This is a genomic window from Ralstonia sp. AU12-08, from assembly GCF_000442475.1.
GTDB lineage: Bacteria > Pseudomonadota > Gammaproteobacteria > Burkholderiales > Burkholderiaceae > Ralstonia > Ralstonia insidiosa.
In genome coordinates, this window is record NZ_ASZV01000003.1 from 353,118 (window position 1) to 367,157 (window position 14,040).

A 14,040-nucleotide genomic window follows, 5' to 3' on the forward strand; every position below is an offset into this window, starting at 1 on the left:
CCTCGGTTTGGTCAACGCAAGCATTACCCCGGCGTTAATCGGTCACGCACGTATCTCCGTGCCTCGTTGAGGGTCTCGTTATGAAACTGTCTGCGTTGATGTTTTCGATGGGCGCGCTGATGATGGGCTCGGCGTTTGCGCAGGGCACTGCCGCGCCAGCCACGGCACCTGCCGCAGCACCCGCCGCTGTCCACGCGGTCTGCAAGGACGGCACGCCTTATTCCGGTGCAACGCTCAAGGGGGCTTGCCATGGCCACGGCGGCGTAGACAAGAAGGCCAGCGCTGCAGGCGCTTCCGCTGCTGCACCAGCCGCTGCAGCACCGATGGCCGCCGCGCCCGCCGCAGCCGCCCCGGCCACACCTGCTGCGCCGGCCGCACCCGCTACTGCCCCCGCAGCCGCTGCCAAGCCGGCAGCAGCAGCCGGCGCTGTCGCCCCCGGCGGCGGCCCCGACAAGGTGTGGGCCAATACCAGCACCAAGGTCTACCACTGCCCGGGCGACCGCTACTACGGCAAGACCAAGCAAGGTTCGTACATGACCGAGGCCGATGCCAAGGCCCAGGGCCTGCACGCAAGCCACGGCAAGGCCTGTACCAAGTAAGCCGAACCCGTCGCGCTCGGAACGTCTAGAGCGCGCCCCGCACGCCGCGGCCCACTTGGGTTGCGGCGTATTCCTTTTCTGCCTCACCGTTGCACCGCATGCCCCCCCGCTACGAACATCCTTCCGCCGCCCTCCAGCGCCCCGACCACTACGCGCCATTGAGCACACCGCCCCTGCCTGCGCAGCAACGCGTGTTGCGTGACGTGATTGCGGGGTTCTCGATCGCGGGCCTGCTGCTGCCCGAAGCCGTTGCGTATGCAGGGATTGCCAGCCTGCCGCCGCAGGCCGGGTTGATCGCACTGCTATCAGGGCTGGTGGTGTATGCGCTGGTCGGGTCGAGCCGCTTTGCGATTGTGTCGGCCACATCGTCGTCGGCAGCGGTGCTGTTTGCGACGGTGCTCTCGGAACCCGGCAACGCAGGCACGGCGCTCACGCTGGCGTCGGCGCTCATCATTGCCACAGGCTTGCTGTTCATCCTCGCAGGCGTGGGGCGGCTGGGCGGTATGTCGGATTTCATCGCGCGGCCGGTGCTGCGCGGCTTCACCTTCGGGCTGGCGCTGACGATTGCCATCAAGCAGTTGCCGAAGATTCTCGACGTGGCGGTCCACCACAGCGACACGCCGCGCGTTGCGCTAGACCTGCTCAGCGGCGCAGCCAGCGCCAACCCCTACAGCACGACGTTGGGTGCCGTGGCGCTTGCCTTGCTGTTTGGCCTCGGGCGCTGGGGGGGCCGCATTCCGGCCACGCTCGTCGTCATCGTGCTGGCCATTGCGGCGGGCTACTGGCTCGACTGGCATGCGTATGGCATTGCCGTGGTCGGTCATATCGACTTGCAAAACATCAGCTTCGGCGTGCCGGATCTTGGCCGTGCGGAGTGGATGCAGAGCATCGAACTCGGCTTCGCGCTCATGCTGATTCTGTACGCCGAGTCGTATGGGTCCATCCGCAACTTCGCGCTCAAACATGGGGATGGCATCTCCGCCAACCGAGACCTCATCGCGCTGGGTTGCGCCAACCTGCTCTCGGGCCTACTGCACGGCATGCCGGTGGGCGCGGGTTACTCCGCCACCTCTGCCAACGAGGCCGCAGGCGCGCAGTCACGCCTGGCCGGGCTGTGCGCAGCGGTGGTGGTGGCGCTGATCGTCTGGCTGTTCCTGCCGCAACTGGCGCGTATTCCCGAGCCGGTGCTGGCGGCCATCGTGATCTTTGCGGTCAGCCACTCGCTGCACCCGAGCGTGTTCAAGCCGTACTGGTCGTGGCACCGGGATCGGCTCGTGGTGATTGCCGCGCTGCTCGCCGTGCTGGTGCTGGGCGTGCTGCACGGGCTGCTGGCCGCAATTGGCGTCAGCCTGCTGCTGACGCTGCGCAAACTCTCCGAGCCGACCGTCAGCCTGCTCGGCCGTCTGCGCGACAGCCATGACTTTGTGGACGTGTCGTTGCACCCCGATGCCAAACCGCTGCCCGGCGTGCTGATCGTGCGGCCGGAAGTGCCACTGTTCTTCGCCAACACCGAACGTGTGCTGGGCAAGGTGCGCGCGCTGCTGCAAGCCCCGCAGCAACCACCGCTGCGCACCGTCATGCTGAGCCTGGAAGAAACGCCCGACGTGGATGGCTCCGCCATCGAGGCGCTGCGCATCTTTGCGGCGGAATGTGCGGCGCGTGGTTTGCAGTTGATGTTCGTACGGCTCAAGCCGCGTGCGCTGACGGTGTTGCAACGTGCCACGGACGACACGCTGCGGCCCGAGATGCTGCATGAACTGAGCGTGGATGAGTGTGTGCAGTCGTTGACGGAGAACGGCACCAGCCGCTGACAGCGGACTCAGTCGCCACCACCGCCGCCACCGCCACACCCACCGCCGTCGCCTCCACAACCACCACCGTCGCCGCCGCAACCGCTGCCATCGCCTCCACTGCCGGCGCAACCACTGCTGGCACCACAGCCACCGTCGCGCTTTCTGCCAAAGCCCTCGATGGTGCCGTCAATGCGGCGACTGGCAAAATCGGCGCCGCATTGCATGACCTCGCCACCGGGCAGGATGGCGGCGCAATCCGGCACGTAGTAAAAGCCGTTGGGAATGGCGAGTTGGTGGTCGATGGCAAACAGCAGCGGCAGCCGATCGGGATTGCGCGGGTTGATCGACTCCTCCCGGCAAGCCCACCACCACGTGCGGCGCAGCCCGACGTTGGAACGCTTGCGCAACGGCGAGAGTGCGGCGGAGGGCAAGTGGTGCAGAAACTTGCCGAATGCGCGCCGGCAGAAATCGCGGTACTCGCGTGTGTAGAGGATGAACTCGTGCCACAGGTCGTCAACCACGCGCGAGGGCATCGACACATAGTCGCAATCACTGCGCAGGTGGACCAGGAAGAACTGCCGCAACCCGCGCACGACCTGCTCGCGCTGGGCAGGGGTCAGATCGGGATGCTTTTCGGCAAAGCGCTCCAGCAGGCCTGGCGGCCAGCGGTAGTTCTGGATGAACACTTCACGCTGTTCGCTCTTGAAGCGCCCTCGCACTGAAAGTGCGGCCAGCGTGGCAACCAGGCCGACCACAATGACCCCGGTTTGGAGTGCTGCCATCCGATCCCCCCGAATCGCGCTAATAGGCGCGGTCATTATGCCGCGCCGTCGTGGCCCGCAACGTTATGCGTCCGTAACGCCCGCGGGGTCTTGGTCGGCGGTATTTGGCAGCACGCGCAACTAGTACTGATAGATCAGCTGAAACCCGCCCGTCACGCCAGCCGTGTGGAACGTAGCCGGCTTGTGGATCGGCATACCGACAAACAGGTCGACGAGATTGGGATCAACGCTGATCTCGTTCATTTATTGTCCTTTCGAAGGGTAGATTCCGGACGCAATACAATTAACAAACCCTTGTCTCGCATCCGGATCCTCGAACGCCATCTCCACGTCTTTCAATACAATTCCGAAAATCGGAACCTGGGTTTTATTCTCGTGCAGCGCTGCCAAGAGCATCCCAAAGAACATAGAGTAAAAAGGCAGAAATCTCTCTGACAGGACAGCTTCCAAGTTCGCACTTGGAACAATCCAAATATCCGATCCTGGCAACTTCTCCTCGCGAATTACTACAATTTGATCATCAAACCGAATTTCAATCTCCCTAATTTCGGGCGAGAATGAAAACGATAAAATATCAATAATTAAATCATTTATTTTCATGTCACCATAATGACGACGCCATTTTCCAGGCACTATTGAAACAGGATCGTGCCACTGCACCCATCAAATCGACCAAATACACATATGCTATATCACCACATCAGTAGTCGACGTGACCGGAAACAGCCCGACCAATACCCCTCTTTGCAGATGTGACAGCACGGGTGCCACACGCATCCAGTGCCACGACTATCAGATTGCCTCTGCCACATCCCAAACGCCCGTCTTGACCACCTCCCGCACATAGTCCACAAAATCCCGCGGCGCCCGGCCCAGCGCGCGCTGCACGCCATCGGCCACCTGCACGTTCCGGCCATCGAGCACTTCGGCAAACAGCCCACCGAGAAACACCGCAAACTCGCGCGGCACATAGTCGGAGAGCATCTCCACGTATGCATCCGTCTCCATCGGCTGATAGTGGATGTCGCGGCCGAGCGCGTCGCTCAGGGTGTCAGCCACTTCGGCAAAGGTCAGCGCGCGCGGGCCGGTCATCTCGTACAACTGACCGATATGGCGCGCGTCGGTAAAGGCGGCGATGGCGGCATCAGCCAGATCGCCAGCATCAACAAACGGTTCGGCGACGTTGCCGCCTGGCAGCGCAATCACACCGGCCAGCACGGGTTCCAGCAAATGGCCTTCACTGAAGTTCTGGTTGAACCAGCTGGCGCGCAGCAACGTCCACGCAAGGCCGCTCTTCTGCACGATGGCTTCGCAGCGCTGCGCAGCAGGCTCGCCACGGCCGGAGAGCAGCACGAGATGGCGCACGCCGGCTGCCTTGGCCGCCACTACGAAGGCGTGGATAACTGCCTCGGCGCCCGGCGCGGCCAGGTCGGGTTGGTAGGTAATGTAGACGCCGTCCATGCCGGCCAATGCTGCGGGCCAGGTGGTCGGGGCCTCCCAGTCAAAGGCCGGGTTGGCATTGCGCGAGCCCTCACGCACAGTCACGCCGTGCGCACGCAAACCCTGTGCGACGCGCGCACCCGTCTTGCCGGTGGCGCCCAGAACGAGGACGGAGGAGATGGGGAAAGCCTGGACGATCTGCATGGTGAAACTCCTGAAAGCGTTGGGGTGGAAAACGCCTCCAGTATGGAAAACGGGCCCGTTTCAGGTGTGACCGGGCGTCCGTGGTTCATGCTCAATCGTCCAGATCAGCGCACAATCGGCACGTTGTTGCTCAGGATGTCGCCATGACTTCGACAAACACGCCACCTCCCTGGACCCACATCGACCCGCTGGGCGAAGCACTGCACTTTCTGCGCATGAGCGGCGTGTTCTATTGCCGCTCGGAGTTCTCCGCGCCATGGGGGCTGGCGCTGCCGCCCATGCCCGACTGCATGATGCTGCACGTGGTGGCCAGCGGCCGTGCCTGGCTGGAGGTGGATGGTGAGCCGGCACGCGCGCTCTCCCCCGGCGACTTGGCCATCGTGCCGCGTGGCACCGGGCACCGACTGACCAGCCAGCCGGGTGTGGCGTGTGCGGGCCTGTTCGATCTGCCGCGCGAGTTGATGAGCGAGCGTTATGAAGTGCTGCGCCACGGCGGCAGCGGCGAGCCCGCACAGATGATCTGCGCCGCTGTGCGCTTCGGCCACCCGGCCGCGCAACGGCTGGCGGCACTGCTGCCGGCGGCGCTGTGCATTGACAGCCGGCAATCACCACACGCGCAATGGATCGAGCAAACCCTGCGCTTCATGGCCGCCGAGGCCCGCATGCCTCAACCCGGCGGCGAAACCATGGTGACGCGGCTGGCGGACATTCTCGTCATCCTCGCCATTCGCGATTGGATTGAACGCGATCCGGCTGCACGCAGCGGTTGGGTGGGCGCATTGCAGGACAAGCAGATTGGCCGCGCGATGGCATTGATCCATCGTGAGCCCGCGCGGGAGTGGACCCTCGGTGCGCTGGCCGAAGCGGCCGCGATGTCCCGCTCGGCATTTGCCGCACGCTTCACACGGTTGGTAGGCGAGCCGGCCATGCAGTACGTTGCACGCTGGCGCATGCAGATTGCGCTGGGCTGGCTGCAGGAAGACCGCCTGCCGCTGGCCGAGGCCGCCAGCCGGCTGGGTTACCAATCGGAGGCGGCGTTCAGCCGGGCGTTCAAACGGTTCAATGGGGTGACGCCCGGGGCCGCACGACGTAGCACGCCCCCGGAAGCGATGGCCTAGCGCACAGCCGCGCCGGGTGCGCGCGCACCTTCCAGAATGATGCGTGCCAGCTTGGCGTAGTCGCCATCGAAGTGATGCCCGCCGGGCAGCTTCACGAGCTGGACTTGCTTCGGGTCCAGACCAGGGCAGTTGGTGTCCTTCTCTTCCTTGCCGTAGATGCACATCCCCAGGCCGGCCGGCAGCTTTTGCACTTCGGGCAGGATCAGCAGGCCCGACGCACTGCTCGACACCCAGTTGGTCATGTGAAACTCGAAGTCGGCACGCTTGCCCAGGCCCATCATCACGGCCAATGCCACATGCTCGCGCGATGCGGCAGGCAACCGGTTGACGATGAAGGGCAGCACATCCGCACCCTGCGAATAGCCGATCAGCAGCGCCTTGCTTTTCTTCCAGCGCGCGGCGTAGAAGCGCACCAGGCGGTCCATGTCGGCCGCAGCCGAGGCCGGTGTGCGCGGGGTCCAGAAGTAGCGCAGCGAATCGATGCCGACCACAGGCACGCCGGACTTGGACAACGCGGCCGCCACCTCCTTGTCGAGCCCGGCCCAGCCGCCGTCACCCGACAGCAGGATCGCGAACAGCTCCGACGATGTGCCGGGCTGCGCAGCCACTTCGATGATCGGCAGATCCGACACGGCTGCAGGCGGCGGCGGGGGCGGCGGTTTGCGCTGCGCGTTCAGCTTGGCGAAGGCGGCCTTGAACGGCTCGCTTGCCGTCACGGGGGGCACGTTGGCCCCACTCGGCGCAGCCGTTTGCACAGCGGGCAGCGCAACCGACTGCGCACCAGAAATCGTATCGATGAAGGCTTGCGTGGCGCGTGCCTCGCACAGCGGACCCGACCGACGCGCAAATGGCGTGAGCGTGCCCGACTGCAGCGCCACCCACGGCGCCGACAGCTTCGTGGCCGGCAGCAGCACCACGCCTGCGTTCTCCGGTGGCTTAGTACGTTTTGCCGTGGTGCGGCTCTCGCTCTGGCGGCGGCTGAAGTGCACGCCCTCGCCCTTGCACAGCGGCTTGCGCAGCTCCAGCACCGGGCAGAACTCCATCGACATGGCTGCGGCAAAGATGTTCGGGCGTGCCTGCGCAATCATCGCGTAGGCAAGTGCGCCCCCCTCGTTGTCACCCACGAGGATGGGCGGGTAGTAGCCCGGCACCTTCTCGTAGGCTTGCAGGAAGCGGCTGAAGTTCTCCAGGTCACCGTCGGGGAAGGCGCAGTCGCCCAGATCTGCCTCAAGGCTTGAAAACAGTGCGGGCGTGGAGAGGCCGGCCACCAGCGCGCCCTGCTCCGCCAGGCTCTGCGCCATGCGCGAGGTGGCGGGCGTCCAGCCCTGGTCGCCCGAGAGCATCAGCACGACAGAGCGGATTTCGCCCTTCGGCTTGTAGACCGGCACATCACGAAAACGCCCGTGCGTGACGAACTCGACGGCACCCGGCGCGGCAGCTGGTGTAGCCGGCGCCACCACGGGCAGCGACAGCACGCCGCCGTTGGCTGCCTTGTTGGCGGTCACGGCGGCGGCGCTCATCTGCAGACGCGGCGGCATGTCACCTTGCGGCGGCGCGGCTGTCACGCCACTGGCACCCGTCATGCCCACCTGCGGCACCAGCACCGGCCCTTGCACCGGCGTGGGCTTAGGCGCCGAAGCTGCCGCAGGCGCATCCGCAGCCACGGCCGGCGATGTCGTCAGCCAGCACACGACTGCCGTGGCGGCCACTGCCACCACGTACTGTCCGATACGTCGCACTCCCCGATGCCGCGCCTCTTGCGTGCGCGGTACTTGCCAACTCATTTGGAGATCACTCCCTTCAGCCCGCCGCCGATCAGTGCGGCAACGTCTGTCAATGTGAATAGCGGCGCCAACCCGCCGCGCGCGAGCAGGTAGCGGGGTTCCCACACCGGCTCGAATTTGTCCTTGAAACTGCGCAGCCCACGGAAATTGTAGAAGCGCGCGCCGTGGCGGAACATCATCCGTCCGAAGCGGTGCCAGCGCGGCGCAAGCTCATGCTCGACCATGCCCGACATCGGCGCCATTCCCAGGCCAAAGCGCTGATAGCCCTCGGCCTGGAAGTGCAGGATCAGCTTGCCGAAGAGGAAGTCCATGGTGCCCGGCGGCACAGTGCCGCGCTGGCGCATCAGGTCGACGCTCGCTTCAATGCGCAGCACATCGGGGCACATCAGCGTGGCAAACGCGAGGATGGCGCCTTCGCGCCGCACGATGGCCACCGGTTGGCTGAGCACATAGCGGTCTTCAAACGCGCCGAGCGAGAAACCTTTCTCGCGCGCGTTCTGGTTGTGCAGCCACTCATCGGAGATGGCGCGCAACTCCTCCAGCACCGCCGGTACCCCTTCAGCCGGCACGATCTCGAACGACAGCCCTTCACGCTCACCGCGCGTCACGCCATGACGCAGGTTGGCGCGGCGCGAGCCCTTGAGGCTGAACTCGGGCAGCGACACATAAGCCTCTTCACCCAGCTTGTAGGCACGCAGGCCGGCATCGAGATACAGCGGCAGCGTTTGCGGGCGCGTCTTGTAAAACGCCGCGCGGCCACCGTGCGCGTCGGCCATCTCGATAAACCGCCAGATCAGTTCGGGCCACTCCTGCTGCGCGCCCACCGGGTCGCCCAGCGCCACCCACGAGCGCCCTTGCTTGGCATACATGATGAACGCGTTGCCCGACGGCGAGAACAGCAGGCTCTTGTCACCCATCAGCGCCAGCGCGGCGTCTGCGGCAGGTTGCTTGCGGATGATCTCTGCGGCGCGGGCCAGTTCTTCCGTGCTCGGGCAAATGGTCTCGCCGGGCTCGCGGCGAAAGAGCTGCCACATACCGAAGCCGAGGCCCGTGACCGCCACCGCCATCAGCGCGCGAATGGAGCGCGGCGCATCGCCATCAAAGGTGAACTGCCACCAGAGTTGGTTGGCGTAAGCCACCTCGCGATAGGCGAAGAAGAGGATCCACACGCAGGCGGCAAACACGCACGCCATGGCAGCCAGCCAACCCACCTCCAGCCGCTGCGAGAACAGCGACGACGGCCGATCAAACTGCCGGCGCGAGATGATCAGCAGCACCGCCAGCGTGACCAGCACCACCATCTCCGACACCGCAATGCCCTTGGGCAGCGCCAGCACGCCCGTGAGCAGCGACAGCACCAGCGCCGCCCACCATGCGGCATCCAGCCGGTGCAGCAGTCCGCGTGCGACAAACAGCATGATGAGCCCCGCCACACTGCCGATCATGTGCGACGCTTCCACCACAAACAGCGGCACATGCATACGCAGCAGGTCTTCCGCTTCATCCGTGGCGGGGGTGACGCCGGAGACGAGCAGCATCACACCCGCCACCATGGTCAGCGCAGCCAGCAAACCGGGCGACAGTTTGACTGCCGCGCGACCGAATGGGGCAGCAAAGGGCGCCCCCGCCCCCGAGCGCAACTCGAACACGCCCAGCATGGCTGCAGCCACGATCAACGGCAGCAGAAAGTAAATAGCGCGGTAGAGGAGCAACGCGGCGAACACCTCGGCCGGTGGCGCCTGACCACTGCAGCCCAGCAGGATGACCGCCTCGAACACGCCCAGGCCGCCCGGGCTCTGACTCAGCACGCCCAGCGTGACAGCCAGTGCGTAAAAGGCGACGAAAGTAGGCAAGTCAACGGCACCCGCCGGCATGAGCACCCACAACGCAGCGGCCGCCGCACTCAGGTCTGCCGCTGAAATCACGAACTGGCGCGCCGCCAGCGCCGGCGGCGGCGGGCGGATCTCCCACCGGCCGAACAACGTGACGTGGCGCTGGCGCATGCACAGCGCCAGCAGCGCAAACACGCCCGCCAGCACGAGCAGCGCAACCGCTTCCAGCAACGCTGCCGGTAGGTGCGTGATGCCGGCAATATGAGAGGCGCCCCACAGCAACCCGATCGCGCCGAAAGCCGTGGTGGACACGCCCAGCGCGCTCGCATCAAAGGCGACCGCCTCGGTCACCCGCGCTGCGTCCAGGCCGGCCGCGGTGTACAGGCGCGTGCGCACCGCCCCGGCTGTCAGTGAACCCAGGCCAACGGTGTTGCCCAGCGCATAAGCGATGAAGGACGTCGTGGCGACCGTGCCGGGCGCCACCTGCGCACCGGCATAGCGCAGACCGGAGGCGTCGTAGCCCGTGAGGGCGACATAGCTGAGCACGGTGGCCAGAATCGCCAGCCACACGTGCGAGCGCGGCGTGGCATGCAACGCGGCAACCATATCGGCGTAGTGCACGTGGTCGAGCAACGCGTACAGGCTGTCGAACACCAGCGCGCCGACGATCAGCACGATGCCGAGCACGGTCCAGTTGCCCAGGCCAAAACCACGACCGGTATCGGCATCAGGGCGGGAAGCAACCGCAGTTTCAGCAGGCGCGGGCGCAGCCTGCTTGACCGGCGATCGGTGAGGTTTGGGACTGGCGTCGTGGGACGCGGCGTCAGGCATGGTGTGAAACGAGATCCTGCTGGCTGGGCTGGTTTGGCTGGTTTGGGTCAGGCGGCGCCGGATCCCAACCTGATAGACGGAATACGAGCGCCGGCGATGTGCCTATAGCGAATCCCAAGGCGCGCAGACGGGAGACGGTGGCGAGCAAAGCACCCGGCTGCCACATGTGCGGCATCGACATCATGAATTGACCCCGACTTGCCGGTGCTGGCGTGTTGTCGTCCGGGCCGGAACAGCGTCCGACCGGCGCACCGGTTGCTCTGCCGATTGCTCCTGCAATGCGCGCGCTGAATTCGCACGATTGTTTCTGATGCCACGTAACACGGACAAAACCGCCGTTTCGTTGACACGCAAACACATATTTTACGGCGCGGGCGCGCTCCCCGGCGCTTTTGGTGTCACATCCGGCTTGCCGGTGTCGATGGAAACCGGGTCACTGGCGGGAAATGTCTCCTCCAGGCCCTCGTCCAGCAGGGCCTCCTCGTGCGAGTCGGGCACAGGCGGATGCGGGTTGGCGGGCACAGGGGCGGACGAGACACGGTCATCTGGCATGGCGTTCTCCAAGAGGGCTCACCCAGCATAGACAATCCGGGCAACCGGCAATCAGCGGTGGGCGATCGGCAACCAGCAAAGGCGGCTGTGCAGCGTGGCACGGGCATGTGTCGCTGGACCGTGCACAGTCGGGCGCGACGTGCACGATACTCAGGGGATGCTCAGCAAGTGGCGGACCCGGTCGCGACATCAATACGACAACTGCTGCGTCGCCGCGGCCGCGCAAACGATTGCAAACCCGACAAACGCTCTAGGCGATATTGCGTAGCCAGGTGGAGTCCGGTACACAATCAAGACAACCTTTTCAAACCCTCCACATTGACTGTTTTCACCTCACGCGCATGCCTCTCCAGCGCACCATCGGCGCCCTCTTGCGGCACCCTCCCCTGCTGATCATCGGTGCCTCGGCGCTGTCGCTGCTGCTGGCCGCGCTCACAGCCCTGTCGCTGTGGGAAATGCGCGTCGATGCGCTGGCACGTGCCCGCGACGCCGCCGACAACCTCTCGCTGATCCTGCAGCGCGACATCGCCCGCAACATCGAGGTGTACGACCTGTCGCTGCAGGCCGTGATCGACGGCATGCGGGACCCGAAGATCGTTGCCCTGCCCCAGGACATCCGGCAGCTGGTGCTGTTCGACCGCTCAACCAACGCGCAGGACCTGGGCTCGCTGCTGGTGGCCAACCCGGCGGGCGACGTCATCATCGATTCGCACGCGGTACCGCCGCGGCATATCCATGTGGGCGACCGCGATTACTTTCAGGTGCATCAGGGCTCCCCGGATGTCGGCCTGTATATCAGCGAGCCATTCAAGCCGCGCATCAACGGCGTCGATGCATCACTGGGACTGAGCCGGCGCCTGAACGGGCCGCATGGCGAATTCAAGGGCATCGTGGTCGGCACGCTGCGGCTGAACTACTTCCGGCGGCTCTTTGACGGCCTCAACCTCGGGCCGCGCGCCACCGTGACGCTGGTACGCTCCGACGGCACGCTGCTCATGCGCCGCCCTTACAACGAAACACTCATCGGCCGCAGCCTGGCCGATAGCCCGGCCTTCCAGCGGCGCCTGCTGTCGCCCGAAGGGTCTTACGTGGAGATGGCCGCGACTGACGGCATCGAGCGTCTGTTCAGCTTCCGCCATATCGGCGAGCACCCGCTGATCGTGGCGGTGGGCTTGGCCACCGAAGACATCTACGCCGAATGGCGGCAGCGCGCATGGGTGATCGGCAGCATCGTGCTGCTGCTCGATGCGGTGTTCATGACACTGTCGGTCTTGTTTGCCAAGCAGTTGCGCAAGCGGCTGGAAATGGAGCAGCAACTGCAGTGGCTGGCCAACACGGATGGCCTGACCGGCCTGGGCACGCGCCGCGCATTGGATGCCACGCTGGACGTGGAATGGCGCCGCGCCAATCGCAACCACATGCCGCTGGCTGTGCTGATGATTGACGTGGACGAGTTCAAGCATTTCAACGACCGCTACGGCCACGCCGCCGGCGACACGGCCCTGCGCACTGTCGCGCGCTGCGTGAACGACAACATCAAGCGCCCGGGCGATTTTGCCGGCCGTTACGGCGGTGAGGAGTTCTGCGCCATCCTACCCAGTACCGATCTGGCCGGCGCGGTGCGCGTGGCCGAGAACATCCGCGCCGCCGTGCTGGCCGCCGACGAGCCCAACGCGGGCAGCGCGCATGGCAAGCTGACGGTGAGCATCGGCGTGGCCGTGCACACGGGCATCGTCACGGCCGAAGACACCGCCGAAGACCTGCTGCGACTGGCCGACGGGCGGCTGTACGAAGCCAAGGCCGCCGGGCGCAACACGGTCATCCCGCGCCAGGAGCGGCCCAAGCTGGCGGTGGTGTAGACGCAGCCGCTTGCGTAGCAGGCGCTGATGCCCGTACCGTAGGCCCCCCCACTTTGGGGGCATGCCACCATCACGCAAGGGTTTTGCACAATGGTGGCTCCGAGGAACCGGCCATGAACAAACCCCCGCATTCTCATTTCGATACGAGTGCACTCCCGCGCGAGCATCAGTTCGCCGCGTGGCGAGAGGCCATCAACGTGCTGTTCGACACCCGGTCTGCCGCACCGCAATCGCACGGCTTTCGCGCCAGCGTGGATGCCTATCTGTGCGGCGAGGCGGGGCTGGGCATGATCAGCGCGCAGGCACAACACTACGACCGCTCGCGCTCCAAGCTCGGGCGTGACGGCGTAGACGTCTACGTGCTCCAGTACTACCTCGAAGGCAGTTGCGGACAGCGTGACGGTGGCACCGTCACCCGGCCAGGAGATCTGTTCATCGTCGATGCCGCACAGCCACTGGCCACCAGCACCAGCGACAGCCGCTTCCTGAGCCTGGTCGTGCCGCGGCGCCTGCTGGCGCCGGAACTGCGGTCGCCTGACGAACTGAGCATGCGCCTGTTGCGCGGCGATGCGCCCATGGTCGGCCTGCTGCGCGACCACCTGTGCGCCCTGTATCGAACCGCCGGACAACTGAGTGCCGCAGAAGCGCAAGCCATCATTCCGGGCACGCTGCAACTGGCGGCCGCAGCCATCAATTGCCAGGTGACAGAAGCCAATGCCACGGCCGTCAAGGAAAGCCTGTTCGCATCGATCTGCCGGCACATACAGCACAACCTGGCCGACCTCACCCTCACGCCCGAGGCAGTTGCCGCGCAGTTTGGTGTTTCGCGCGCCACGCTCTACCGGCTGTTTGAACGCGAAGGCGGCTTCTTCAACTACCTGCGCCTGCAGCGCCTGCGGCAATGTCACGCGATCCTGGCGAATCGCTCGCAGGCACATCGCTCGGTGGCCGAGATCGCGCAGACCTATGGCTTTTCCGACGCATCCAACTTTGCACGCGCGTATCGCCGGGCGTCGGGCATGTCGCCACGTGAGACGCGCATGCTGGCTCAGGAAGGCCGTGCCGCTGCGCTGCCGTTCGTGCAGCACAAAGACTGGCGGACATGGGTCATACAGATGCGCTGAAACACACGCGCAGCTACCCCTCCCTCCCAATCCCATCCCAAGACTTGAAGCGCGCTCGCCCTGAGACGCGCTGACAGGTTCCCGCGACGGCCGTACCAGTTCACGGCCGGCGCGGCGTTCTT

General features: G+C 65.4%; 12 protein-coding genes. 5 read left to right on the forward strand and 7 right to left on the reverse strand.

Going from position 1 to position 14,040, the window contains the following annotated elements:
- Positions 1-80 precede the first annotated feature (80 nt).
- Both C404_RS32725 and C404_RS32730 read left to right on the forward strand, forming a co-directional pair.
- Positions 81-599 carry a hypothetical protein gene (locus C404_RS32725; protein WP_021192906.1) on the forward strand — a complete coding sequence of 173 codons (519 nt, stop codon included), beginning with the start codon at positions 81-83 and terminating at the stop codon, positions 597-599.
- 98 nt (positions 600-697) lie between these two features.
- A complete protein-coding gene (locus C404_RS32730; RefSeq protein ID WP_031328749.1) occupies positions 698-2,410 on the forward strand; it encodes a SulP family inorganic anion transporter in 1,713 nt (570 codons plus the stop codon).
- A gap of 8 nt (positions 2,411-2,418) precedes the next feature.
- Here C404_RS32730 and C404_RS60380 read toward each other — a convergent pair whose 3' ends face one another.
- The 4 genes from C404_RS60380 to C404_RS32745 all read right to left on the reverse strand — a co-directional run bounded on the left by C404_RS60380 (position 2,419) and on the right by C404_RS32745 (position 4,818).
- Positions 2,419-3,174, reverse strand: a complete 756-nt coding sequence (locus tag C404_RS60380; RefSeq protein WP_021192908.1) for a glycine-rich domain-containing protein — start codon at positions 3,172-3,174, stop codon at positions 2,419-2,421.
- Positions 3,175-3,294: 120 nt separating this feature from the next.
- A complete protein-coding gene (locus C404_RS60830; RefSeq protein WP_021192909.1) occupies positions 3,295-3,417 on the reverse strand; it encodes a hypothetical protein in 123 nt (40 codons plus the stop codon).
- Positions 3,418-3,834 carry a hypothetical protein gene (locus C404_RS32740; protein WP_152524390.1) on the reverse strand — a complete coding sequence of 139 codons (417 nt, stop codon included), beginning with the start codon at positions 3,832-3,834 and terminating at the stop codon, positions 3,418-3,420.
- Between the two features lie 132 nt (positions 3,835-3,966).
- Positions 3,967-4,818, reverse strand: a complete 852-nt coding sequence (locus tag C404_RS32745; RefSeq protein ID WP_021192911.1) for an NAD(P)H-binding protein — start codon at positions 4,816-4,818, stop codon at positions 3,967-3,969.
- Positions 4,819-4,961: 143 nt separating this feature from the next.
- Here C404_RS32745 and C404_RS32750 point away from each other — a divergent pair, with 143 nt between their 5' ends.
- On the forward strand, positions 4,962-5,936 hold the full coding sequence (locus C404_RS32750) for an AraC family transcriptional regulator (protein WP_021192912.1): 975 nt from the start codon (positions 4,962-4,964) through the stop codon (positions 5,934-5,936).
- On the opposite strand, the gene C404_RS32755 is transcribed toward C404_RS32750, so the two are convergent.
- The 3 genes from C404_RS32755 to C404_RS32765 all read right to left on the reverse strand — a co-directional run bounded on the left by C404_RS32755 (position 5,933) and on the right by C404_RS32765 (position 10,935).
- On the reverse strand, positions 5,933-7,720 hold the full coding sequence (locus C404_RS32755; protein WP_031328752.1) for a virulence factor: 1,788 nt from the start codon (positions 7,718-7,720) through the stop codon (positions 5,933-5,935). The two genes, C404_RS32750 and C404_RS32755, sit on opposite strands and share 4 nt — an antisense overlap.
- Positions 7,717-10,383, reverse strand: coding sequence for a bifunctional lysylphosphatidylglycerol flippase/synthetase MprF (mprF, locus tag C404_RS32760; protein WP_021192914.1), 2,667 nt, complete (start codon positions 10,381-10,383; stop codon positions 7,717-7,719). Before mprF ends, C404_RS32755 begins: the two co-directional genes overlap by 4 nt.
- A 363-nt stretch (positions 10,384-10,746) precedes the next feature.
- Positions 10,747-10,935, reverse strand: a complete 189-nt coding sequence (locus C404_RS32765; RefSeq protein ID WP_021192915.1) for a hypothetical protein — start codon at positions 10,933-10,935, stop codon at positions 10,747-10,749.
- A gap of 341 nt (positions 10,936-11,276) precedes the next feature.
- Between C404_RS32765 and C404_RS32770 the strand changes: the two genes are divergently transcribed.
- Positions 11,277-12,794, forward strand: coding sequence for a sensor domain-containing diguanylate cyclase (locus C404_RS32770; protein ID WP_021192916.1), 1,518 nt, complete (start codon positions 11,277-11,279; stop codon positions 12,792-12,794).
- A 113-nt stretch (positions 12,795-12,907) separates the two neighbouring features.
- Positions 12,908-13,918, forward strand: coding sequence for a helix-turn-helix domain-containing protein (locus C404_RS32775; protein ID WP_021192917.1), 1,011 nt, complete (start codon positions 12,908-12,910; stop codon positions 13,916-13,918).
- The last annotated feature ends 122 nt before the right edge of the window (positions 13,919-14,040 follow it).

Excerpts from the sequence above, each read along its gene's own strand:
- C404_RS32775 (WP_021192917.1), top strand. The coding sequence starts at position 12,908 with ATGAACAAACCCCCGCATTCTCATTTCGATACGAGTGCACTCCCGCGC.
- C404_RS32755 (WP_031328752.1), bottom strand. The coding sequence starts at position 7,720 with ATGAGTTGGCAAGTACCGCGCACGCAAGAGGCGCGGCATCGGGGAGTG.
- C404_RS60380 (WP_021192908.1), bottom strand. The coding sequence starts at position 3,174 with ATGGCAGCACTCCAAACCGGGGTCATTGTGGTCGGCCTGGTTGCCACG.
- C404_RS60830 (WP_021192909.1), bottom strand. The coding sequence starts at position 3,417 with ATGAACGAGATCAGCGTTGATCCCAATCTCGTCGACCTGTTTGTCGGT.
- C404_RS32770 (WP_021192916.1), top strand. The coding sequence starts at position 11,277 with ATGCCTCTCCAGCGCACCATCGGCGCCCTCTTGCGGCACCCTCCCCTG.
- C404_RS32725 (WP_021192906.1), top strand. The coding sequence starts at position 81 with ATGAAACTGTCTGCGTTGATGTTTTCGATGGGCGCGCTGATGATGGGC.
- C404_RS32745 (WP_021192911.1), bottom strand. The coding sequence starts at position 4,818 with ATGCAGATCGTCCAGGCTTTCCCCATCTCCTCCGTCCTCGTTCTGGGC.
- C404_RS32765 (WP_021192915.1), bottom strand. The coding sequence starts at position 10,935 with ATGCCAGATGACCGTGTCTCGTCCGCCCCTGTGCCCGCCAACCCGCAT.
- C404_RS32730 (WP_031328749.1), top strand. The coding sequence starts at position 698 with ATGCCCCCCCGCTACGAACATCCTTCCGCCGCCCTCCAGCGCCCCGAC.
- mprF (WP_021192914.1), bottom strand. The coding sequence starts at position 10,383 with ATGCCTGACGCCGCGTCCCACGACGCCAGTCCCAAACCTCACCGATCG.
- C404_RS32750 (WP_021192912.1), top strand. The coding sequence starts at position 4,962 with ATGACTTCGACAAACACGCCACCTCCCTGGACCCACATCGACCCGCTG.